The sequence below is a fragment of the Pseudomonas sp. 1L-B-1-E-C1 genome (assembly GCF_057291835.1).
The window spans coordinates 241,038-261,645 of the sequence record NZ_JBXAWN010000010.1 but is presented as its reverse complement, the minus strand read 5'-3'; the positions used below and the strand labels follow the sequence as shown (position 1 = coordinate 261,645).

The following is a 20,608-nucleotide window of genomic DNA, read 5'->3' as shown; positions in this document are numbered from 1 at the left end:
ATCGCGTACGACTGTGAAGGGAGCAGATCTTCATGGTCTTTAGGACTTGAGTTCGACTCAAGACGTGCAGTTGGTGAGTTTGGTCATGCAACTCGGTCGGCTCCCTCTCCTGGGGGAGAGGGCTGGGGTGAGGGGGCTCTTGAACTTGCCGCGCAATTACCGATCAGTTCCTTACAGGTTGTTCAGCCACGGGAGATCGGAGTTTTGCGCAATTTCAGGATCGCCATACTGCTGGGAGCGCTGTTGTGCTTCGGCGTCAACACATCGCACGCCGCCGCGCTACCGGGCGTTCCGGCTCCCGCCGACTCGGCGGAGAAACCCGCCGAACCCGAACCGCTGGTGCAGGGCGGTCTGCTCGGGGCGATCAGTACGAGCATCGACGATGTGCAGGACAAACTTGACCTCAACGAACATCTGGTCGACGCTTGGCGTCTGCGCGCCGACCGTGCGGCGGATGAAGTCGATCGGCTGGTCAAGCAGCCGTCGAACCGCTCGGGCTGGAGCGTGGCCGGGGATTTCCTCACGCTGTCGGGTGTGTGGCTGGGCAGTTTCGCCCTGTTGACCGTGCTTGGCAGTCTGCTGGCCAAGCGTCTGCGCGAGGGCCGCTGGTTGCGCACTCGCCAGCGCAGTCAGGACCTGCTCGGCTACGTGCTGCCGTACACCGTGCCGGCACTGATCTGCCTGCCGCTGACGCTGTATGTCAGCCATTTTCTGCAAGGTTCGGTGGGGCGCGCGCTGGCGCTGTGTCTGGCCTACGCCACCAGCAGCGGCATTTTTTCCACGTCGATGTTGTTGTGCGTCGTGGTGATGTTCAACGTTGGGCACAAGCGCGCCGCCGCGCGGATCATCCGTGAATACTGCCCGCGACCGTTGTTCCTGATCGGCTTTCTCGCCGCCCTCAGCGATGCCCTGACCAGCCCGCAGATCGCCCGGCAACTGGGCGGCAATATCACCAGCAGTATCGCCGTGTTCACCGGGCTGATCGCCTCGGTCATCTTCGGTTTGCTGGTGATTCGCCTGCGCCGGCCGGTGGCGCATCTGATCCGTAATCGCCCGTTGACCCAGCGTTTGAAACAACCGTCGCTGCAAGAGTCGCTGCGGATATTTTCCGGGCTGTGGTACTGGCCGATCGTGCTGATGGTGCTGGTTTCGGCGGTCAGTCTGATCGGCATCGGCGAGGACAATCAGAAAGCCCTGAGATGCGCCTTGTTCACCACCGTGTTGCTGATTGCCACGGTGTTTCTCAGCACCGTATTGCAGCACCTGTTCAAGTCGCGCAAAGCCGAGGCGCTGCAGCGCAGCAGTGCCTACAAGGAACGCTTTCTCAGCCTGTTGCATGCGTTGCTGCGCATCGTCATGGCAATTGTGTTCATCGATATTCTCGGGCGGATCTGGGGCGTGTCGTTGCTCGATTTCGCCCAGAGCAGCACGGTCGGCCGAGCGATCAGCAATGCCTTGAGCAGCATTGGGCTGATCTTCCTGGTGACGTGGCTGCTGTGGGTGGTGCTCGATACGGCGATTCAGGAAGCGCTGAAACCCCCGGTCAGCAAACGCGCAGCGCGCCAGCCGAGCACGCGCGTGAAAACCATCCTGCCGTTGCTGCGCAATGCGATCAAAATCATCTTGGTGGTGATCTGCGCGATTACCACCATGGCCAATCTCGGCATCAACGTCGCGCCGCTCCTGGCTGGTGCCGGTGTGGTCGGTCTGGCCATCGGTTTCGGTTCGCAGCAACTGGTGCAGGATGTGATCACCGGGCTGTTCATCATCATCGAAGACACCCTGTCGATCGGCGACTGGGTGGTGCTCGATTCCGGCCATGCCGGCACCGTGGAAGGCCTGACCATTCGCACCCTGCGCCTGCGTGACGGCAAGGGCTTTGTGCATTCGGTGCCGTTTGGGCAGATCAAGGCTGTGACCAACCAATCGCGGCAGTTCGCTTTTGCGTTTTTCTCGGTGCAGTTCACCTACGACACCGATGTCGACAAGGCCATCGAGCTGATCCGCGAGGCCGGTGATTCGATCCGCGAAGACCCGTTCCTCAAGTACAACCTGCAAGGGCCGCTGGATGTGTTCGGGGTGGACAGGATGGACCTCAATGGCGTGGTGCTGACGGCGCAATTCCGCACGGTGTCCGGTGGGCAGTATGCGGTGAGCCGCGCGTTCAACCAGCGCCTGAAGAAGCTTGTGGATAACACCGCGAATGTGCATTTTGCGCAGACTTATCCACAGCAGGTGCTGTTGCCGAAGCGGCAGCAGGAGGGGGCGGTGGTGGCGGCTGAGATGCCGCAGGAGTCGCGGAGCTGACGCCTGTTTGTGTGGAGACAGTGCCGGCGCTTTCGCGAGCAGGCTCGCTCCCACAGGGGGAACGGGATAGAACTGTGGGAGCGAGCCTGCTCGCGAAGACGCCAGATCGACCGACATCAATTGCGGATCAACTTCCGGCCTATCTGCTCCATGGCCACCTGATCCGCCTCTACCCAAACCTGCGGCTTGCCTGCAACCATCGCGGCCACTGGAATCCCATCGCGATACACCAGCCGATTACTCACCAGCGCCGGCACTTTCACCCCGGGCAACAACGTCCCCGCCAGATTCAGCGGATCAACCCCACACACCGCCACCAGGCTGCCGTCCTGCGGCCGCCGGCGTACTTCACGCAGTAAGGGAATCGCCTCCGGCAGCGCAAATTGCTCGCCCGCCAGACCACTGACAAACCGTCCGCCACGAATCTCGCCCCGGGCTTCCAGGCGATGAAAAGTACGCAGCAATTCGCGCCAGCTCGGCAGCCAGTCCGCTTCGCGTTCCAGCAAGCGCCAGAACACCACGCCGTAGCGGCGCAGCAGGGTCATTGCCACATGTTCGAGCGTCTCGGCCGCATCCACGGTTGATCCGCGGCGCAGCAGTGCCCAGCGCCCGGCATCGTCCATACCGCCGATAAACGCGCCGCGTCCGCGCCGACTGCTGCGCTGCTGACGCTTGCTTGCCGGGGTGATCAGCGCGCGCAGGCCGGCGAAGCTGTCGGCGTTCACCAGCCCGGCGGCGACCAGTTCCTGCAGGGCGATTTCCAGTTCGCTGCGCAGCAGGCGCGCTTCGTGAATCAGCTCATCAAAAAACAGTGCGCCGTGCTGACTCAGTGCTTCGAAGACTTTTTGCGTTTTCGGTGATAACTCACTGACTGGCGTCTGCTCAGCCAGCGCACTCCACAAACCCACCTGACTGCGCGGCAGCAGCACAATCGGCGTACTGCGCAACGCCGAGCCACTGACTTTCTGCCGCGCACTGATGCGCGTCCACACCAGTTTGCCGTTGCGGCACAGCTCATCCAGCCAGCTCGGCGAATAGTCCTTCAGGCGCGCCGGCAGGATGTCGCTGTCCCAGGCCGAAGCGGCCGCCGGGTAACCTTCGAACTGGCCGACAATGGCCGGTAACACCGCGCTGCCCTGACCTTGGGTGGCCGGTGTCAGATGCTGCCAGTCGAACAGAAAACGCATGAAATCCTGCAACGCCACCGGTTCGATTTCCCGGCGCAGGCGCTTGACCGTGTAGCGATGGATGCGCGCCAGCAGATGGCGTTCGCACCATTCTTCAATCGCGCTGTTCGGCGTGAACTGGCCGCGCAACACATAGCCCTCACGCTCCAGTTGCGCGAGGGCCTGATTGACTTGCGCGGCTGGCAGGGCGAGCGGTTCGGCGATGGCGGGCAACGGGATCGGCCCAAAGGCGCCGAGGCGGGCGCGAATCACTTCGACCAGCGCCTCATCAAGTGTCCATGCGTCGTCGAATCCAGGCAGCGCCACAGCGGCGGTCTGCAACGTGGCCTGTGGATAAAGTGCCTGCAGGCAACTCAGGCGTTCACGAGCCAGCCATAACTGATGCTCGGTGTCGATCTGCAACAGGCAGGCGCGGCCGCTGGCCATCAGCGTTTGCAGCCAGTCCGGCCAACCCGCGTTGGCGCGGGCTTCGGCGTCGCTGATGCAGGCGAGGCTCATCAGCGCTTCGTGCATTTCATCCAGGGAGTTGGGCGACGGCCAGGCTTCTTCGCGCACGGCGGTGATCGCATCGGCGTCCAGCGCGCCGAGGTCGTCGGTCGATTGCGGATCGCTCCAGCGCCGGTTGATCACCGCTTGGGTGCGGCGTTCCTCAAGCGGCGCGTCGTCGAGAAACGTGTACGGCCGGGCGCTGAGGATTTCTGCCGCCAGTGGCGACGGTGCCGGCAAATCACGGGCGATCAGGCGCACCTCGCCACGCTCCATGCGCCGCAGCAGGGTCAGCCAGCCTTCGCTGTCCATCGCTTCGTGCAGGCAATCGTCAAGGGTCTGTTCCACCAGCGGATGCTCGGGGACTTCGCGCTCGCCGGCGAGGTTTTCCAGGCAGGCGATCTGGTCGGGAAACACGCTGGCGATCAGGTCTTCGCTTTTCATCCTTTGCAGTTGCGGAGCGACTTTGCGTCCGCCGGTAAAGCGCGGCAACGCCAGAGCCACCCCGGCATTCCAGCGCCAGCGCACGCCGAATAACGGCGCATCGAGCACCGCTTGGATGAGCGTGTGTTCGGCGCTATTACTGTGCAGGTAACGCCAGACTTCGTCGAGCTCGAAACTGTGGCTGGTGGACAGCGACAGCACGATCGCGTCTTCGCTGGCGGCGGCCTGCAATTCAAAGTTGAAGGTGCGGCAGAAACGCTTGCGCAAGGCCAGGCCCCAGGCGCGGTTGATACGGCTGCCGAACGGCGTGTGGATGATCAGTTGGGTGCCGCCGGACTCGTCGAAAAACCGCTCCATCAACAGCGTGTCCTGCGAGGGCAGGGCGCCGAGGGTTTGCCGCGCGCGGGCCAGATATTCGACCAGTTGCTCGGCGCTGGCGAGGTTGAGGCCAAGTGTCGCGGTCAGCCAGTCGAGCGCCGGTTGCAGATTGCCGGGGCTGGCGCTGAGCAGCTCATCCAGCTGCCCTTGCAGACGCGCGACGGCGGCCGACAGTTCGTCGCTGCGCCCCGGCGCTTCGCCGAGCCAGAACGGAATGGTCGGCGGCATGCCTTGCGCGTCCTCAACGCGGACCTTGCCGCTTTCTACCCGCAAAATGCGGTATGAGGTGTTGCCGAGCTGGAACACATCGCCGGCGATACTTTCCACCGCGAAATCTTCGTTGACGCTGCCGATGTTCAAGCCCTGCGGTTCGAGCAGCACGCTGTAGTCGGCGTTGTCCGGAATGGTCCCGCCACTGGTCACGGCGGTCAGCTGCGCGCCACGCCGGCCGCGCAAAGTGCGGCTGACGGCGTCGCGGTGCAGGTAGGAGCTGCGGATGCCCTGGCGACCGTTGTAACCTTCGGCGAGCATGCTCAGCAGGGCCTGATAGTGTTTTTCATCGACATCGCGGTAAGGCCAGGCACGGCGGAACATCGCCAACAAGGCATCCTCTGACCATTCCTGACAACTGACTTCGGCAATGATCTGCTGCGCCAGCACGTCGAGCGGTTTTTCCGGGATGTGCAGCATATCGAGCTCGCCCCGGCGCACGCAGTCGAGCAGGGCGGCGCACTCGATCAGGTCATCGCGGGTGGTGGCGAACAGACGGCCCTTGGGCGTGCCGCCGACCTGGTGCCCGGAGCGGCCGACCCGTTGCAGAAACGCGGCAATCGAACGTGGCGAACTGATCTGGCAGACCAGATCGACTTCGCCAATATCGATGCCCAACTCCAGCGACGCGGTGGCGATCAACACTTGCAGCTCGCCGCGCTTGAGCCGTTGTTCGGCGTCGAGGCGAAATTCCTTGGCCAGGCTGCCATGGTGCGCCGCCACCGCCTGCTTGCCGAGACGTTCGCTCAGATGCCGGCTGAGGCGTTCGGCGAGGCGTCGGGTGTTGACGAAAATCAGTGTGGTGCGGTGCTCGCGAGCAAGTTCGGCGAGGCGGTCATACACCAAGCCCCAGACATCGGTGGCCATCACCGCCGACAACGGCACCGGCGGCACTTCGATGCCCAGATCCCGAGGGCGGGCGTGGCCGATGTCGACGATTTCGCAGGGGCGATCATGACCGACCAGAAACTGCGCCACCGCCTCCACCGGTTTCTGCGTGGCGGACAGGCCGATCCGGGTCAGCGGCTCGGCGCAGAGAGCTTGCAAACGCTCCAGGCTCAAGGACAGATGACTGCCGCGCTTGCCGGCGGCCATGGCATGGATTTCGTCGATGATCACCGTACGCGTGGTGCCGAGCATCTTGCGCCCGGATTCCGAGCCGAGCAGCACGTACAGCGATTCCGGCGTGGTCACCAGTATGTGCGGCGCGGTCTTGCGCATGGCGGCGCGGTCTTTCTGCGGCGTGTCGCCGGTGCGTACGGCGGTGGTGATGGTCAGCTCGGGCAGGCCCATTTCGCGCAATTGCGCGGTGATGCCGGCGAGCGGATTCTGCAGATTGATCTGGATGTCGTTGGACAGGGCTTTCAACGGCGAGACGTAGACCACCAGGGTTTCGGCGGGCAGGCCGTCGGGGTGTTCCAGACCGCGATGGACAAGCTCATCGAGCACGGCGAGGAACGCGGTCAGGGTTTTCCCCGAGCCCGTGGGCGCCGCGATCAGCGTCGACCGGCGCTGGCGGATCAACGGCCACGCACGGGCCTGAGCGGCGGTGACCGCCGGGAAAGTCTTGCTGAACCAGGCGCTGACGGCGGGGTGGAAACCGGCCAGAGCGCTGTCGGCGGGGAGGGGCAGATTCATGACAGAAGTTATGCGGGCGAGGGCGGGAAGATGCAAGTACCGTTCGGATCCCATCGCGAGCAGGCTCGCTCCCACCTTGGAACCCGGTCCCCTGTGGGAGCGAGCCTGCTCGCGAAGGGGCCGGTCGGGACGCCGCAAATTCGCGGATCTGCACTTTACGGATGACGGTTGCGCACTAAACCCGCAAAATGCAACGATTCCGGCAATGATCGACCACGGCGCCATGCGTGCCGTCGTCAAAGCCATCGTTCCAATCAGACTGGGCCTGCTGACTCTATGCGAATGCGCCTTATGTTACTGGGCGGCGGAAATGCCCTTGGGCAGGCGCTGATTCGCCTCGGTGCGGAAGAAGACATCGGTTTCCTCGCCCCCCGCCCGCCCGAAAACGGCTGGGATGCCGCGAGCCTCACACAACTGCTCGACGACACCCGTCCCGATGCGTTGATCAACCTCGCCTACTATTTCGACTGGTTCCAGGCCGAGAGTGTGAGCGAAAGCCGCATGACCGGCCAGGAACGCGCCATCGAGCGTTTGGCCGAACTGTGCCAGCACCACAACATCGTCCTTGTGCAACCATCCAGCTATCGCGTATTCGATGGCTCGCGGGCCACGGCCTACAGCGAAAAAGACGAACCGGTGCCGCTGGGCCTGCGCGGTCAGGCCTTGTGGCGCATCGAACAAAGCGTTCGCGCAACCTGCCCGCAACATGTGCTGCTGCGCTTTGGCTGGCTGCTCGACGACAGCCCGGACGGCACTCTCGGACGCTTCCTCGCTCGTGCGGAAAAACCAGAAGAGTTGCTGCTGGCCGATGATCGTCGCGGTAATCCGACGCCGGTCGATGACGCCGCGCGGGTGATCATTTCCGTGCTCAAACAACTCGACTGCGCCGCGCCGCTGTGGGGCACTTATCATTACGCCGGCCACGAAGCGACCACGCCGCTGGCGCTGGGCCAGGCGATTCTCACCGAAGCACGCAGCCTGCATCCGCTAGCGATCGAAGCACCGACCGCGCAGGCACACGCCGCGCGACCGGACGCTGCCGAAGAGCCACAACACGCGGTGCTGGCCTGCAAGAAAATTCTCCACACTTTCGGGATCAAGCCGCGCGCCTGGCGTGCCGCACTCCCGGGCTTACTGGACAGGTTCTACCGACATGGCTGAAGGAACGGTTTTAATCACTGGCGGAGCCGGATTCATCGGTTCGCACCTCACCGATGCCTTGCTTGCCAAGGGCTATTCGGTCCGGGTGCTCGACGACCTGTCGACCGGCAAACGCAGCAATCTGCCGCTGGACAATCCCAGGGTCGAACTGGTGGTCGGTGATGTTGCCGACGCCACATTGGTCGCCCGCGCCATGCAAGGTTGCAGCGCTGTTGCGCATCTGGCGGCGGTGGCCTCGGTGCAGGCCTCGGTGGACGATCCGGTGAAAACCCACCAGAGCAATTTCATCGGCACCCTGAATGTCTGCGAAGCCATGCGCCTGGCCGGGGTCAAGCGTGTGGTGTATGCCTCCAGCGCGGCGGTGTATGGCAACAATGGCGAGGGCGAGTCGATCGATGAAGACACCCCGAAGGCGCCACTGACACCGTATGCGTCGGACAAACTGGCCGGTGAGCAGTACTTCGATTTTTACCGTCGCCAGCATGGCCTCGAGCCGGCGATTTTTCGCTTCTTCAATATCTTTGGCCCACGCCAGGATCCGTCCTCGCCGTACTCCGGGGTGATCAGCATCTTCAGCGAACGCGCCTCCAAAGGTTTGCCGATTACCGTGTTTGGCGATGGCGAGCAGACTCGGGATTTCCTCTATGTCGGTGATCTGGTCGATTTGCTGGTGCAGGCGCTGGAAAAGCCTGAGGTGCAGGAAGGCGCGGTCAACGTTGGCTGGAATCAGGCGATGAGCCTCAAGCAGATGCTCGAAGCGTTGAAATCGGTGGTCGGTGAACTGCCGCCCGTGAGCTACGGGCCGGCGCGTTCGGGCGATATCCGCCACTCACGGGCGGATAACCGGCGTTTGCTGCAGCGCTTTGAAATGCCGTCGCAGACGCCAATGAGTGTGGGCTTGGCGCGCTTGCTCGGGCGTGCCTGATAAAGCCCTCACCCTAACCCTCTCCCAAAGGGAGAGGGGACTGACCAGGGTGACTGGGCGAAATACGCCGACCTGAAATACCGAGCCGAACTCAGGTTTTGAACAACACACAAATCGGCTCCCTCTCCCTCGGGAGAGGGCTGGGGTGAGGGGCCCCGATCTCGAACCCACCACACGACTCAGCACCAAATGAAAAAGGCGCCCTGCAACAGGCGCCTTTTTCACGGCCGGAATATCGCTATCCCTGTGACGAGGGAATCTTATCCCCCGATCAACTGCGTACGGTCGTCGTCAGGTCTGTGCCTGCCCGCCACCAAGCCTCATTCACCACCACGTGAACGTTCGGTTAAAAATCGACTTAGAACTTATAGCCCAGACCGACCATGTAGATGAACGGATCGACATCGACATTCACCCGTGCACGGGTGCCGGGTGCGACGGCGTTGTTCTCGACGGTCGCGCGGGTGTCGATATCGATGTAGCGCACCTGGGCGTTGAGCATGATGTTGTCGGTGATCATGTAGTCGGCGCCGACCTGCCAGGCCAGGCCCCAGGAGTTTTTCGCCTTGAAGTTGCTGAAGCCGTTGGCGCTGGCTTCGCTGCCGACGTGTTCGTCGTAGATCCAGGTGTAGTTGATGCCGCCGCCGACATAGGGCTGGAACGGCGATTTCGAATCCAGTGGGTAGTAGACGACGCTGAGGGTCGGCGGCAGGTGTTTCAGGGTGCCGAGCTTGCCATTGGCGGCGGGCAGGGCGGTGCCCTTGAGCTTGACGTCATGCTCGAACGGCGTGGCCGCCAGCAGCTCGATACCGATGTTGTTAGTGAGCATGTAAGCGAAGTTCAGACCCAGTTGGGTGTCGCTGCTCATGGTCGCCTTGCCGCCCAGGTTGGCGCCGCTCAGTGGGCCCTGATCGACCTTGACGCTGGAGCTGTCGGCCTTCGGGTTGACGGTGATCGCGCCGGCGCGCACAAGAATGTCACCGGCTTCGTGGGCGTGGGCGAGCGGGGCTGTGAGCGCGAGGGCAAACAGCGAGGCGCTGAGCAAGGACTTGTTCATGGGGGCTCCGAAAGACATGAAAATATTCGATGTCCAAGGGTACGAAGCCGTCTGATACGGTGTTTTGACTCAGCTCAATGAAACAGTGATGCGCCCAAAAAGATCGCAGCCTTCGGCAGCTCCCACAGTTGAAATGCGATCCCATGTAGGAGCTGCCGAAGGCTGCGATCTTTTGATCTTGAAATCTACCGGAGTCTACTCCGGCAGCTCATACGCATAAATCTTCTCCGCCTCCATCTGATACCCGGCATCGGCCAGTTCACTGCTGGATGCCTTCACCTGTAACGGTCCTTCAACCCAGTACGGCTGATACAGCTCATCGAGCTTCACGCCCAGTTCGCTTTTCACATGCACGATCTGGTTCGACGGCGGTGGCGGTACGTGGATGCAGGCGCCGAAGTACGGCACCAACAAGAAGTCCGTGGTGCGCCCCTCTTCGCTGACTTCCAGCGGCACGATGTAACCCGGCAGGCGAATATTCTGCCCGTCGAGGCTCTTCACCACCGGTGCATTCGGCATGTCCTGCTTGGCCGCTGGCGCGGACTCGGCTGAGAGTGCGTCGCCCATCTTCGACAGGTCGTGCAGTGGGGTCATGTTCGGTACTTCCGGTGCCGCGTCCGGCGGGATCATTTCCGACCAGGTCAGGTCTTTCGGCGCTGCTGCCCACACAGGCAGGGCAACCAGCATCAGCAGCGCAAGGAGGGCGCGGGGCATGGTGAACATCCTCATAAACGAATCGACAGGCCATCGGCCAGGGATTGGCGATACGCGCGCCAGGCCGGCACGCTGCCCATCAGCAGCGCGGCCGCCAGAATGCCACCGAGCAGCGTCCATTCATACTCGCTTGGCCACGCCAGCGGCAGGTACAAACCGTAATTGGCCTGCACGTAACCTTGCGCAGCGGCGATGCCGACGTACAGCAACGCCAGCCCGGCAATCACCCCGGTCAGCGCCAGGGCGAAAGCTTCCAGCACCAGCAGACTTGCGATGTGCCACGGTCGCGCGCCCACCGAACGCAGAATCGCCATCTCGCGGCGGCGCTCGTTGAGGCTGGTGAGAATCGCCGTGAGCATGCCGATCAACCCGGTCAGCACAACGAACAGCGAGACCACGAACAGCGCTTTTTCGGCCGTGCTCATCAGGCTCCACAATTCCTGCAAGGCCACGCCCGGCAGGATCGCCAGCATCGGCTCGCCGCGGTATTCGTTGATCTCGCGTTGCAACGCAAAGGTGGAGATCTTGCTGTTGAGACCGAGCATGAACGCGGTGATCGCTTGCGGCGTCAGGTCCATGTTGCGCGCCTGATCAGCGCTGATCCTGCCGTTGCCGCGCGCTGGCACACCGTTGTGCCAGTCGATGTGAATCGCCTCCATGCCGCCGAGGCTGATGTGCAGCGTGCGATCGACCGGCGTGCCGGTGCGCTGGAGAATGCCGACCACGGTGAACGGTTTGTCGTCGTGCTTGACCAGACTGATCGCCGCCACGCCGTGGGCCAGCACCAGTTTGTCGCCGAGCTTGTAATGCAGCGCTTCGGCGACCTCGGCACCGAGCACCACTTCGAAAGGATCAGTGGCAAACGCACGTCCGTCTGCCAGCGCCAGGTGTTGCTGGCGCCCGTACTGGTAGTGCTCGAAATAGGCTTCGGTGGTGCCCATCACGCGATAGCCGCGATGGGAATCGCCGAGGGACATGGGGATCGCCCACTTCACTTTCGGGTTGCTGGCGAAGTGTTCGAAGCTGTCCCAGCGAATGTTGTTGGTGGCGTTGCCGATGCGAAACACCGAATACAACAGCAGGTTTACCGAGCCGGAGCGAGCGCCGACGATCAGGTCGGTGCCGCTGATGGTGCTGGCGAAACTGGCTTTGGCTTCGGTGCGCACGCGCTCGACGGCCAGCAGCAGGCACACCGAAAGAGCGATGGCGAAAGCGGTGAGCAGGGCTGTGAAACGGCGGTTGGCCAGGCTGGCCATGGCCAGACGAAACAGATACATCTCAGACCTCGGCAGACGTGGCGGCGCGATTGAGTTCGGCCAGGGACAGATGACGGTCGAACAGCGGCGCCAGGCTCTGGTCGTGGCTGACGAACAACAGACTCGATCCGGCCTCGCGGCATTCGGCGAACAGCAGGCGAATGAAGTTCTCGCGGGCGTCGTAATCCAGCGCCGAGGTCGGTTCGTCGGCAATCACCAGTTCCGGTTGGCCTATCAACGCCCGGGCAGCGGCGACGCGCTGCTGCTGGCCGATGGACAAGGAATCGGCGCGGCGACCGAGCAGGCTTTCATCCTTCAGGCCCAGGTGCGCGAGCAGGGTGGCGGCGGCTTGATCGACGCTGCCGTGGCGCTGTTTCGCCCGTTGCGCGCGCAGTTTCGAGAAGTGACACGGCAACTCAACGTTCTCGCGCACCGAGAGAAACGGCAGCAGATTGAATTGCTGGAAAATGTAGCCAGTGTGATCGACACGAAACGTATCGCGCTTGCCGGCAGAAAGCTCGGTCAGCTCCTGGCCGAGCAGGCGAATGCTGCCGCGACCGGGCTTCTGCACCCCGCCAAGCAGGCCGAGCAGCGTGGTCTTGCCACTGCCGCTGGGGCCTTTGAGAAACAGGGTTTCGCCGGCTTCCAGACGAAACGCCGGGATGTCCAGCAGCGTCGGGTGACCGGGCCAGTTGAAGCCAAGGTCGGAAAGTTCGATGAGTGCTTGGGTCATGGCACCGATTTCATGGTTGGTCATGGGCCTTGTAGGAGCTGACGAGTGCAACGAGGCTGCGATCTTTTGATCCTGGTTTTTTACAATCAAAAGATCGCAGCCTCGTTGCACTCGTCAGCTCCTACAGAGGCTCTTCATTCGCTTCAGAATTTCAGCGCAGCCGATTTCGCCGTCACTTCCGTGCCTTGCTGGCCGGTTGCGCTGATCAGTTGTACCTGAATCTTCTGCGTCGCCGGGAAGGTCTTGAAGATGTTCGCCAGATTCAGCGTGTTCAGCGCACCCGGTGTGGCGCAGGAGAGCTGGTAATGCGCATGAATTTCGCTGTGGTCGTGATGATGCTCGTGACCGTCCTTGTCCGCTTCATCTTCGTCGTGATCATCGGTGTCCGGCTTGTCGCCGAACAGCGGGCTTTCCAGTTCCTGGCTGACCACTTTGCAACCGGCCGCAGCGGGCAGGCTGAAAAGGGCCAGCGGTTTTTCCAGTTGCGCACGAGCGGCGGCGACTTTGGCCTTGTCGGCGTCCGACGTGGCCGCGTGTTCAAAACCCACCAGATTCATCGCCGGGCTTTCCAGCTCCAGCTCCAGGGTCTGACCGTCGAGCGCGGCATTCAGGCGACCCACGCCATGCTCGTGGGCGCCGAGGCTGCCGTGCTCATGATCGTGATCATGCTCATCAACCGCATGGGCAGCGGCCAGCGGCAACAGGGCAAACGGCAAAGCAAGCAGCAAACGACGCATGACGAACTCCGAAAAAATGAAAAGTTTGTTATGTAATCTTATAACGAAAGTGCGCAGAGTGTGCCCGTGCGCTTGGCGTTGCACAAGTCCCGTGGGAGCATGCAGGCCAGAAAAGTGCAGGAGCGAACTTCATGTTGCGGATACGCGGAACGGTCGGCGAGGTGTCGGTGGATTTGACGGTGGAACTGGATGACAGCGATTGGGCCAGGCTCGGTTCGGCGCTGAGCGGGCAGGCGCCGGTTGCGCAGTCTGAGGCGGATGCGCCGGCTCCGGCGGCGAAGCCGGTGAATCAGGACGATGCGTTGTGGCAGGTGGCCAAAGACTTGTTGCGCAAGGCCGGGCAACTCAGCGGGCCGGATCTGCTCGATCAGTTGGAAGCGCTGACCGGCAGTGCTGCGGCGGGCAAGCGTTTGCTGGTGCGCCTGCGCCACAGTGCGGACGTGAAAGTGGTGAGCGGCGGGGATACGCCGCTCTACAGCTGGATCGAGTGAACCGCAAAAGATCGCAGCCTGCGGCAGCTCCTACATTGGAATGGAGTACACCCCTGTAGGAGCTGCCGAAGGCTGCGATCTTTTGATCTTAATAAAGCGCAGCAAACATCTTGCGGCGGTACACCGTCACCAGCGGATGATCATTGCCCAGCAGCTCGAACACCTGCAGCAAGGTCTTGTGCGGCAGGCCTTCGCCGTAGCTGCGGTTGCGGATGAACAGTTTGAGCAAGGCGTCCAGCGCCGCTTCGTATTGCTGGCGCGCCAGTTGCTGGATCGCCAGTTGATACACCGCTTCATCATCCTGCGGATTTTGCGCCAGGCGACTCTTCAGGTCAGCGGCGTCCGGCAGATCGCGGGCGAGGCCGAGGAACTGGATCTGCGCCTTGGCCCCGGCGAGTGCGGCTTTGTGCTCATCGCTCTTGACCGCGTCGAGCACGGTTTGCGCTTCGCCCAGCTCACCGCGTTCGGTCAGGCAGCGGGCGTAAAGGATCAGCGCCCTGGCGTTGGTATTGTCTTCATTGAGCAGGGTCACCAGCGTCGCTTCGGCCTCGGCGAAGCGACCGTCGTCGAACATCGCCTGAGCCTGTTCGAACGGGTCGGCAGCGGCTGGCGGGGGCATCTGCACATGCGGTTCAAGCAAGGCGCGCACGGCAGATTCCGGTTGAGCGCCGGCAAAACCATCGACCGGCTGACCGTCCTTGAACAGCACCACGGTCGGCAGGCTGCGAATGCCGAAGCGGGCGACGATGTCCTGCTCGATGTCGCAGTTGACCTTGGCCAGCAGCAACTCGCCCTGATAGCTCTCGGCAATGCCTTGCAGCATCGGCATCAGCGCCTTGCACGGCGCACACCATTCGGCCCAGAAGTCCACCAGCACCGGTTTGTTGAAGGAGGCTTCGATCACCGACTGGTCGAAATCGGCAGTCGTGGCGTCGAAGATGTACGGCGTTTGCTGACTCATGGGGGGATCTCTCTAAGCGTCAATGACCGCACTATAAGGGGTGGCGCAAAAGATCGCAGCCTTCGGCAGCTCCTACAGGGGTACGCGATCGAGAGTAGGAGCTGACGAAGGCTGCGATCTTTTGGCGGCGTCAATCACGCCGCGCATGGTAGAGGCTGACATGTCTGAATTCTTCCGGCTCGGCCAGATCCGGCAAGGTCATCGCCTCGAGCATTTCAATGCGCTCATACAACGGATGACGAAAATCCCGCCCCCGCGAGTCCGCCACCAGCGCCTCGCGCCCTCGACTGAGAAACGCATCGAGCAGCGGCAGATTGGCCCGGTCGTACAACACGTCGGCGACCAGGATCAGATCGAAGCGATCGGCCTCGGCAAAGAAATCCGTCGAGTAGTTCATCTGCATAGCATTGAGCTCGGCATTCGCCCGGCACGCGGCGATCGCCAACGGATCGAGATCGCAAGCCACCACTTCCAGCGCCCCGGCCTTCACCGCCGCAATCGCGGCGATGCCGGAGCCCGCGCCAAAATCCAGCACGCGCTTGCCGCGAACCCATTCGGGAAACTCCGCCAGATAGCGCGCCACCGCCAGACCACTGGCCCAGCAAAAACTCCAGTACGGCGGTTCGTGCAGGATGCGCTGAGTTTCTTCCTGACTGAACTCGCGGGCCATGTTGTCGCCGTCGATCAGCCACAGCTGCAAATCAGTGCCCGGCAACGCGCAGGCTTTCAGTCTTGCGTCGCCGAGCAATTCGCCCAAGGCCTGTTGCAGGTCGAGCGGTGCCGTCATGGCGCTTTGACGAATTGCAGCTGGCCCAACGCCTGGGTGGTCGGTTGGGTGATGGTCTGCGACGGCAGGTGCAGGATCAATTGACCGGACTGGCTGGCGCGACCACGCAGTTCAACCCGTGCGCCGACTGGGAACGCTTCGGGATTGAAACGCAGGTGAAACGGCAGGATCTGGTTGTTGCCGATCAGGCTGGAACTGGCGAGCAGTTGCTGCGGGCGGTCCTTTTCGTCGATCACCAGCAGCGCCAGTTCGACTTCGGCGCCGGCCGGCACGCCTTGCAGGGTGCCGCTCAATTCGCGCTGATGCGCCGGCAGCGGGCCGAGTTCGGCGGCCTCTTTGGCTTTTTTCTGCGCCTGCTGTGGCGCGGGGCCTGGCGTCGGCGGTTGCGGCTTGGGTGCGTCGCTGCCACAGGCCACCAGCAGGCTGAAAAGACTGAGCAAAACGAGCGGACGTAACGGCATTGGAGGCTCCGGCAGAATGAATTCCATGGATCAGACGATCATGCCGTTCTGTATACCGCAAAGCCTATGGCTTGTCTTGCCACGGGGATGCGCTACCATGGCCCTCCCATTTTTTGTTGCCAGCCACCATGCACTGTCCCTTCTGCGGTGCCAACGACACCAAGGTCATCGACTCGCGTCTGGTCGCCGAGGGCGAACAGGTGCGCCGCCGGCGTGAATGCCTGGCCTGCGGCGAACGTTTCACGACATTCGAGACGGCCGAACTGGTGTTGCCGCGCCTGATCAAAACCGACGGCAGCCGCCAACCGTTCGACGAAGAAAAACTCCGCGCCGGCATGCAGCGCGCGCTGGAGAAACGTCCGGTCAGCATCGAGCGCCTCGAATCCTCTCTGGTCCACATCAAGCACAAGCTGCGCGCCACCGGCGAGCGCGAGGTCAAATCCCTCGTGGTCGGCGAACTGGTGATGGCCGAGCTGCAAAAGCTTGATGAGGTCGCCTATATCCGTTTCGCTTCGGTGTACAAGCGCTTTCAGGACCTCAACGAATTCCGCGAAGAGATCGACCGCCTCGCCCGCGAACCGGTGAAAGAATGACCACCGCCGCCGAGCAGGCGATCCTCGACGCGCATTTCATGGCGCGCGCGCTGGAGCTGGCGCGCAAGGGCCACTACACCACTCATCCCAATCCACGAGTCGGTTGCGTGCTGGTGCGTGACGGGCAGATTGTCGGTGAAGGCTGGCATGAGCGCGCCGGCGAACCCCATGCCGAAGTCCACGCCCTGCGCGCCGCCGGTGAGCAAGCCCGCGGCGCGACGGCGTACGTGACCCTCGAACCTTGCAGCCACCATGGCCGCACGCCGCCGTGTGCCGATGCCTTGGTGACTGCTGGCGTTGCCCGGGTCGTGGCGGCGATGCGCGATCCCAATCCGCAAGTCGCCGGGCGCGGTTTGCAGCGCTTGGCCGAGGCCGGTATCGCCACGCAAAGTGGTGTGCTGGAAGCTGAAGCGCGCAAGCTCAATCAAGGTTTTCTGAAACGCATGGAACATGGCTTGCCGTTCGTGCGGGTCAAGTTGGCCATGAGCCTCGACGGGCGCACGGCGATGGAAAGCGGCGAGAGCCAGTGGATCACCGGCCCGGCGGCACGTTCTGCGGTGCAGCGTTTGCGTGCAGAAGCGGCAGTGGTGTTGACCGGCGCCGACACGGTGCTGGCCGATAGCGCACGGCTGACCGTGCGCGCTGACGAACTCGGTCTCGACAGCGAACAAACTGCGCTGGCCATGAGTCGTCCGCCATTGCGCGTGTTGATCGACGGCCGTTTGCGGGTGCCGCTGGATGCGCCGTTCTTCAAGGCCGGGCCGGCGCTGGTCGCCACCTGTGTAGCGGTCGAAGAGCAATACGCCAACGGCCCGGAATGCCTGATCGTGCCGGGTGACGACGGCCAGGTCGATCTGCATCAACTGCTGATCGAACTGGCCAACCGGGGCACCAACGAGGTGCTGGTCGAGGCTGGGCCGCGTCTGGCCGGCGCCTTTGCGCAACTCGGCCTGGTCGACGAATTCGTGATCTTCATCGCCGGCAAATTCCTCGGCTCCACGGCGCGTCCGCTGCTCGACTGGCCGCTGGCGCAGATGAAGGACGCGCCGGAGCTGAAAATCACTGAAATCCGCGCGGTGGGCGATGACTGGCGAGTCACTGCGATCCCTGTCCCTTCAGCCCGCGTATAATTCCCGGCCATCGCGTTAGCGCTGGCCTCGTTCTCAAGGAGAACCCCATGTTCACCGGCATCATCGAATCCATCGGCAGTATCCGCGCACTGACCCCAAAGGGCGGTGATGTGCGGGTGCACGTCGCAACCGGCAAGCTCGACCTGAGCGACGTCAAACTCGGCGACAGCATCGCGGTCAACGGCGTCTGCCTGACCGCCGTGGAGTTGCCGGGTGACGGCTTTGCCGCCGACGTCAGCCGCGAAACCCTCGATTGCACCGCCATGAATGACCTGAAAAGCGGCAGCCCGGTCAATCTGGAAAAAGCCCTGACCCCGACCACCCGTCTCGGCGGGCATCTGGTGAGCGGTCACGTCGATGGCGTCGGCGAAGTGGTCTCGCGCAGCGACAATGCCCGCGCCGTGGAATTTCGCATCCGCGCGCCGAAGGAACTGGCCAAGTACATCGCCCACAAAGGCTCGATCACCGTCGACGGCACCAGCCTGACCGTGAACGAAGTCGATGGCGCCGAATTCCTGCTGACGATCATTCCGCACACCCTCAGCGAAACCATCATGGCGTCGTACAAGCCGGGCCGCCGGGTGAATCTGGAAGTCGACTTGCTGGCGCGTTATCTGGAGCGTCTGCTGCTGGGTGACAAGGCTGCAGAAAAGACCGCCGGCAGCACCATCACCGAAAGCTTTCTGGCCCAAAACGGCTATCTCAAATCCTGACTGAAGGGGGTGCCCTGTGGCGCTCAATAGCATCGAAGAACTGGTTGAAGACATCCGCCAAGGCAAGATGGTCATCCTTATGGATGACGAAGACCGCGAGAACGAAGGCGACCTGATCATGGCCGCCGAATGCTGCCAGGCCGAACACATCAACTTCATGGCCAAGCACGCCCGTGGCCTGATCTGCATGCCGATGAGCCGCGAGCGCTGCGAACTGTTGAAGCTGCCGCTGATGGCGCCGCGCAACGGTTCCGGTTTCGGCACCAAGTTCACCGTATCGATCGAAGCCGCCGAGGGCGTGACCACCGGTATTTCCGCTGCGGATCGCGCGCGCACCGTGCAAGCGGCTGCCGCCAAAGACGCCAAGGCTGAAGACATCGTCAGCCCGGGCCACATTTTTCCGCTGATGGCCCAGGCTGGCGGTACCCTCGCTCGCGCCGGCCACACCGAAGCCGCTTGCGACCTGGCGCGCATGGCCGGTTTCGAGCCGAGCGGGGTGATCTGCGAGGTGATGAACGACGACGGCACCATGTCCCGTCGTGCTGAACTGGAAGCGTTCGCCGCTGAACACAACATCAAGATCGGCACCATCGCCGACCTGATTCACTACCGGATGATCCACGAACGTACCGTTCAGCGGATTGCCGAGCAGCCGCTGGACAGCGAACTGGGCCAATTCAACCTGGTGACCTATCGTGATTCGGTGGAAGGCGACGTGCACATGGCCCTGACGCTGGGCACTGTCTGCGCGGAAGAGCCGACCCTGGTTCGCGTGCACAACATGGACCCGCTGCGCGACCTGCTGATGGTCAAGCAACCGGGGCGCTGGAGCCTGCGCGCCGCCATGGCTGCGGTCGCCGAGGCGGGCAGCGGTGTGGTGCTGCTGCTCGGTCACCCGCTCGATGGCGACGTGCTGCTGGCGCATATCCGTGAAACCGCTGATCAGGCGCCGACGAAAAAACCGACCACCTACAGCATCGTCGGTGCCGGTTCGCAGATCCTGCGAGACCTCGGCGTGCGCAAAATGCGCTTGATGTCGGCACCGATGAAGTTCAATGCGATATCCGGTTTCGATCTGGAAGTTGTAGAATACGTGCCCTCCGAATAATGACCGGCTGTTTCCGGACTCCGATTCGCGGCAAATAATCACTGAGGGACGCGTAGCAGACGCGTCCCGGCTCTTTAAGAGAACTGACGAATGACCCTGAAGACCATCGAAGGTACCTTCATCGCCCCTAAAGGCCGCTACGCTCTGGTAGTGGGCCGCTTCAACAGCTTCGTGGTTGAAAGCCTGGTCAGCGGTGCCGTTGATGCCCTGGTTCGCCACGGCGTGAGCGAAAGCGACATCACCATCATCCGCGCCCCGGGCGCCTTCGAAATCCCGCTGGTTGCGCAGAAAGTCGCCCAGAAAGGCGAGTTCGCAGCCATCATCGCCCTCGGCGCGGTCATTCGTGGCGGTACTCCGCACTTCGAATACGTGGCTGGCGAGTGCACCAAAGGCCTGGCCCAGGTCTCCATGGAATTCGGCGTACCGGTCGCATTTGGCGTGCTGACCGTTGATTCCATCGAGCAAGCCATCGAACGTTCCGGCACCAAGGCCGGTAACAAAGGTGCCGAGGCTGCCCTGTCCGCTCTGGAAATGGTCAGCCTGCTGGCGCAGTTGGAGGCCAAGTGATTAGCGACGAAAGCGATCGTTTCAACCCGCGCGATCCGAAACCTGCGGATGCCGGCAAGCCGTCGAAAAGCGCCAAGCGTCGCGAAGCCCGTCAGCTTGCGACCCAGGCGCTGTACCAGTGGCACATGGCCCGGCAATCGCTGAACGAGATCGAAGCGCAGTTTCGCGTTGATAACGATTTCACCGATGTCGACGGTGCCTACTTCCGCGAAATCCTTCACGGGGTTCCGCAGTTCAAGACCGAAATCGACACCGCCCTGACGCCTTGCCTGGATCTGGCGATCGAAGAGCTGGATCCGGTTGAACTGGCGGTTCTGCGCCTGTCGACCTGGGAGCTGCTCAAGCGCGTCGACGTGCCGTACCGCGTTGTGATCAACGAAGGTATCGAGCTGGCCAAGGTGTTCGGTTCGACCGACGGCCACAAGTTCGTCAACGGCGTGCTCGACAAGCTGGCCCCGCGCCTGCGTGAAGCTGAAGTGAAGGCGTTCAAGCGCTGATCGGCGC

The 20,608-nt window shown here is 62.6% G+C and carries 19 protein-coding genes; 10 read left to right on the top strand and 9 right to left on the bottom strand.

The genetic code is table 11. The features are described 5' to 3' along the window. Window positions 1–204 precede the first annotated feature (204 nt). The gene (locus AC0Z4S_RS19055) at window positions 205–2,307 is read left to right on the top strand and encodes a mechanosensitive ion channel domain-containing protein (protein WP_485624177.1); all 2,103 of its coding nucleotides are present in this window, start codon (window positions 205–207) and stop codon (window positions 2,305–2,307) included. A 116-nt stretch (window positions 2,308–2,423) separates the two neighbouring features. Here the strand turns inward: AC0Z4S_RS19055 and AC0Z4S_RS19050 are convergent, their stop codons facing one another. Continuing rightward, window positions 2,424–6,710 carry a DEAD/DEAH box helicase gene (locus AC0Z4S_RS19050; RefSeq protein WP_485624175.1) on the bottom strand — a complete coding sequence of 1,429 codons (4,287 nt, stop codon included), beginning with the start codon at window positions 6,708–6,710 and terminating at the stop codon, window positions 2,424–2,426. Window positions 6,711–6,986: 276 nt separating this feature from the next. Here AC0Z4S_RS19050 and AC0Z4S_RS19045 point away from each other — a divergent pair, with 276 nt between their 5' ends. Both AC0Z4S_RS19045 and AC0Z4S_RS19040 read left to right on the top strand, forming a co-directional pair. Next, window positions 6,987–7,871, top strand: a complete 885-nt coding sequence (locus AC0Z4S_RS19045) for a sugar nucleotide-binding protein (protein ID WP_041477681.1) — start codon at window positions 6,987–6,989, stop codon at window positions 7,869–7,871. Further along, window positions 7,864–8,796 (top strand): NAD-dependent epimerase/dehydratase family protein, encoded by a 933-nt coding sequence (locus AC0Z4S_RS19040; RefSeq protein WP_485624173.1) that lies wholly within the window; start codon window positions 7,864–7,866, stop codon window positions 8,794–8,796. The genes AC0Z4S_RS19045 and AC0Z4S_RS19040 overlap by 8 nt, the downstream gene beginning before the upstream one ends. Window positions 8,797–9,154: 358 nt before the next feature. Here the strand turns inward: AC0Z4S_RS19040 and AC0Z4S_RS19035 are convergent, their stop codons facing one another. The 5 genes from AC0Z4S_RS19035 to AC0Z4S_RS19015 form a co-directional block, all read right to left on the bottom strand. Further along, window positions 9,155–9,853, bottom strand: coding sequence for an OmpW/AlkL family protein (locus tag AC0Z4S_RS19035; RefSeq protein WP_253496245.1), 699 nt, complete (start codon window positions 9,851–9,853; stop codon window positions 9,155–9,157). A 195-nt stretch (window positions 9,854–10,048) separates the two neighbouring features. After that, window positions 10,049–10,567 (bottom strand): DUF3299 domain-containing protein, encoded by a 519-nt coding sequence (locus AC0Z4S_RS19030; RefSeq protein WP_024014502.1) that lies wholly within the window; start codon window positions 10,565–10,567, stop codon window positions 10,049–10,051. An 11-nt stretch (window positions 10,568–10,578) separates the two neighbouring features. Continuing rightward, complete coding sequence (locus tag AC0Z4S_RS19025) at window positions 10,579–11,844, bottom strand: ABC transporter permease (protein WP_129999715.1); 1,266 nt, start codon at window positions 11,842–11,844, stop codon at window positions 10,579–10,581. Window position 11,845: 1 nt separating this feature from the next. Continuing rightward, window positions 11,846–12,556, bottom strand: coding sequence for an ABC transporter ATP-binding protein (locus AC0Z4S_RS19020; protein ID WP_485624170.1), 711 nt, complete (start codon window positions 12,554–12,556; stop codon window positions 11,846–11,848). A 143-nt stretch (window positions 12,557–12,699) separates the two neighbouring features. Further along, window positions 12,700–13,293, bottom strand: a complete 594-nt coding sequence (locus tag AC0Z4S_RS19015; RefSeq protein ID WP_471878800.1) for a DUF2796 domain-containing protein — start codon at window positions 13,291–13,293, stop codon at window positions 12,700–12,702. Window positions 13,294–13,424: 131 nt separating this feature from the next. Between AC0Z4S_RS19015 and AC0Z4S_RS19010 the strand changes: the two genes are divergently transcribed. After that, the gene (locus AC0Z4S_RS19010; protein ID WP_485624168.1) at window positions 13,425–13,784 is read left to right on the top strand and encodes a hypothetical protein; all 360 of its coding nucleotides are present in this window, start codon (window positions 13,425–13,427) and stop codon (window positions 13,782–13,784) included. An 88-nt stretch (window positions 13,785–13,872) separates the two neighbouring features. On the opposite strand, the gene trxA is transcribed toward AC0Z4S_RS19010, so the two are convergent. The 3 genes from trxA to AC0Z4S_RS18995 all read right to left on the bottom strand — a co-directional run bounded on the left by trxA (window position 13,873) and on the right by AC0Z4S_RS18995 (window position 15,993). Then, window positions 13,873–14,745 carry a thioredoxin gene (gene trxA / locus AC0Z4S_RS19005; RefSeq protein WP_485624166.1) on the bottom strand — a complete coding sequence of 291 codons (873 nt, stop codon included), beginning with the start codon at window positions 14,743–14,745 and terminating at the stop codon, window positions 13,873–13,875. 130 nt (window positions 14,746–14,875) lie between these two features. Continuing rightward, window positions 14,876–15,532 (bottom strand): class I SAM-dependent methyltransferase, encoded by a 657-nt coding sequence (locus AC0Z4S_RS19000; protein WP_485624165.1) that lies wholly within the window; start codon window positions 15,530–15,532, stop codon window positions 14,876–14,878. Beyond that, on the bottom strand, window positions 15,529–15,993 hold the full coding sequence (locus tag AC0Z4S_RS18995; protein ID WP_123420068.1) for a YbaY family lipoprotein: 465 nt from the start codon (window positions 15,991–15,993) through the stop codon (window positions 15,529–15,531). Before AC0Z4S_RS18995 ends, AC0Z4S_RS19000 begins: the two co-directional genes overlap by 4 nt. 128 nt (window positions 15,994–16,121) lie before the next feature. Here AC0Z4S_RS18995 and nrdR point away from each other — a divergent pair, with 128 nt between their 5' ends. From nrdR to nusB, 6 genes are all read left to right on the top strand, one after another. Beyond that, window positions 16,122–16,586, top strand: a complete 465-nt coding sequence (nrdR, locus tag AC0Z4S_RS18990) for a transcriptional regulator NrdR (RefSeq protein ID WP_485624163.1) — start codon at window positions 16,122–16,124, stop codon at window positions 16,584–16,586. Further along, window positions 16,583–17,716: a bifunctional diaminohydroxyphosphoribosylaminopyrimidine deaminase/5-amino-6-(5-phosphoribosylamino)uracil reductase RibD gene (gene ribD / locus AC0Z4S_RS18985; protein ID WP_485624161.1), complete on the top strand. Its 1,134-nt coding sequence runs from the start codon at window positions 16,583–16,585 to the stop codon at window positions 17,714–17,716. The genes nrdR and ribD overlap by 4 nt, the downstream gene beginning before the upstream one ends. Before the next feature lie 47 nt (window positions 17,717–17,763). Continuing rightward, the gene (locus AC0Z4S_RS18980) at window positions 17,764–18,429 is read left to right on the top strand and encodes a riboflavin synthase (protein WP_485624159.1); all 666 of its coding nucleotides are present in this window, start codon (window positions 17,764–17,766) and stop codon (window positions 18,427–18,429) included. A 16-nt stretch (window positions 18,430–18,445) separates the two neighbouring features. After that, entirely contained in the window at window positions 18,446–19,537 is a 1,092-nt protein-coding gene (gene ribBA / locus AC0Z4S_RS18975; protein ID WP_186546749.1) for a bifunctional 3,4-dihydroxy-2-butanone-4-phosphate synthase/GTP cyclohydrolase II, read from the top strand. Between the two features lie 90 nt (window positions 19,538–19,627). Next, the gene (ribH, locus tag AC0Z4S_RS18970; RefSeq protein WP_003228649.1) at window positions 19,628–20,104 is read left to right on the top strand and encodes a 6,7-dimethyl-8-ribityllumazine synthase; all 477 of its coding nucleotides are present in this window, start codon (window positions 19,628–19,630) and stop codon (window positions 20,102–20,104) included. Beyond that, on the top strand, window positions 20,101–20,601 hold the full coding sequence (nusB, locus tag AC0Z4S_RS18965) for a transcription antitermination factor NusB (RefSeq protein WP_024014489.1): 501 nt from the start codon (window positions 20,101–20,103) through the stop codon (window positions 20,599–20,601). Before ribH ends, nusB begins: the two co-directional genes overlap by 4 nt. The last annotated feature ends 7 nt before the right edge of the window (window positions 20,602–20,608 follow it).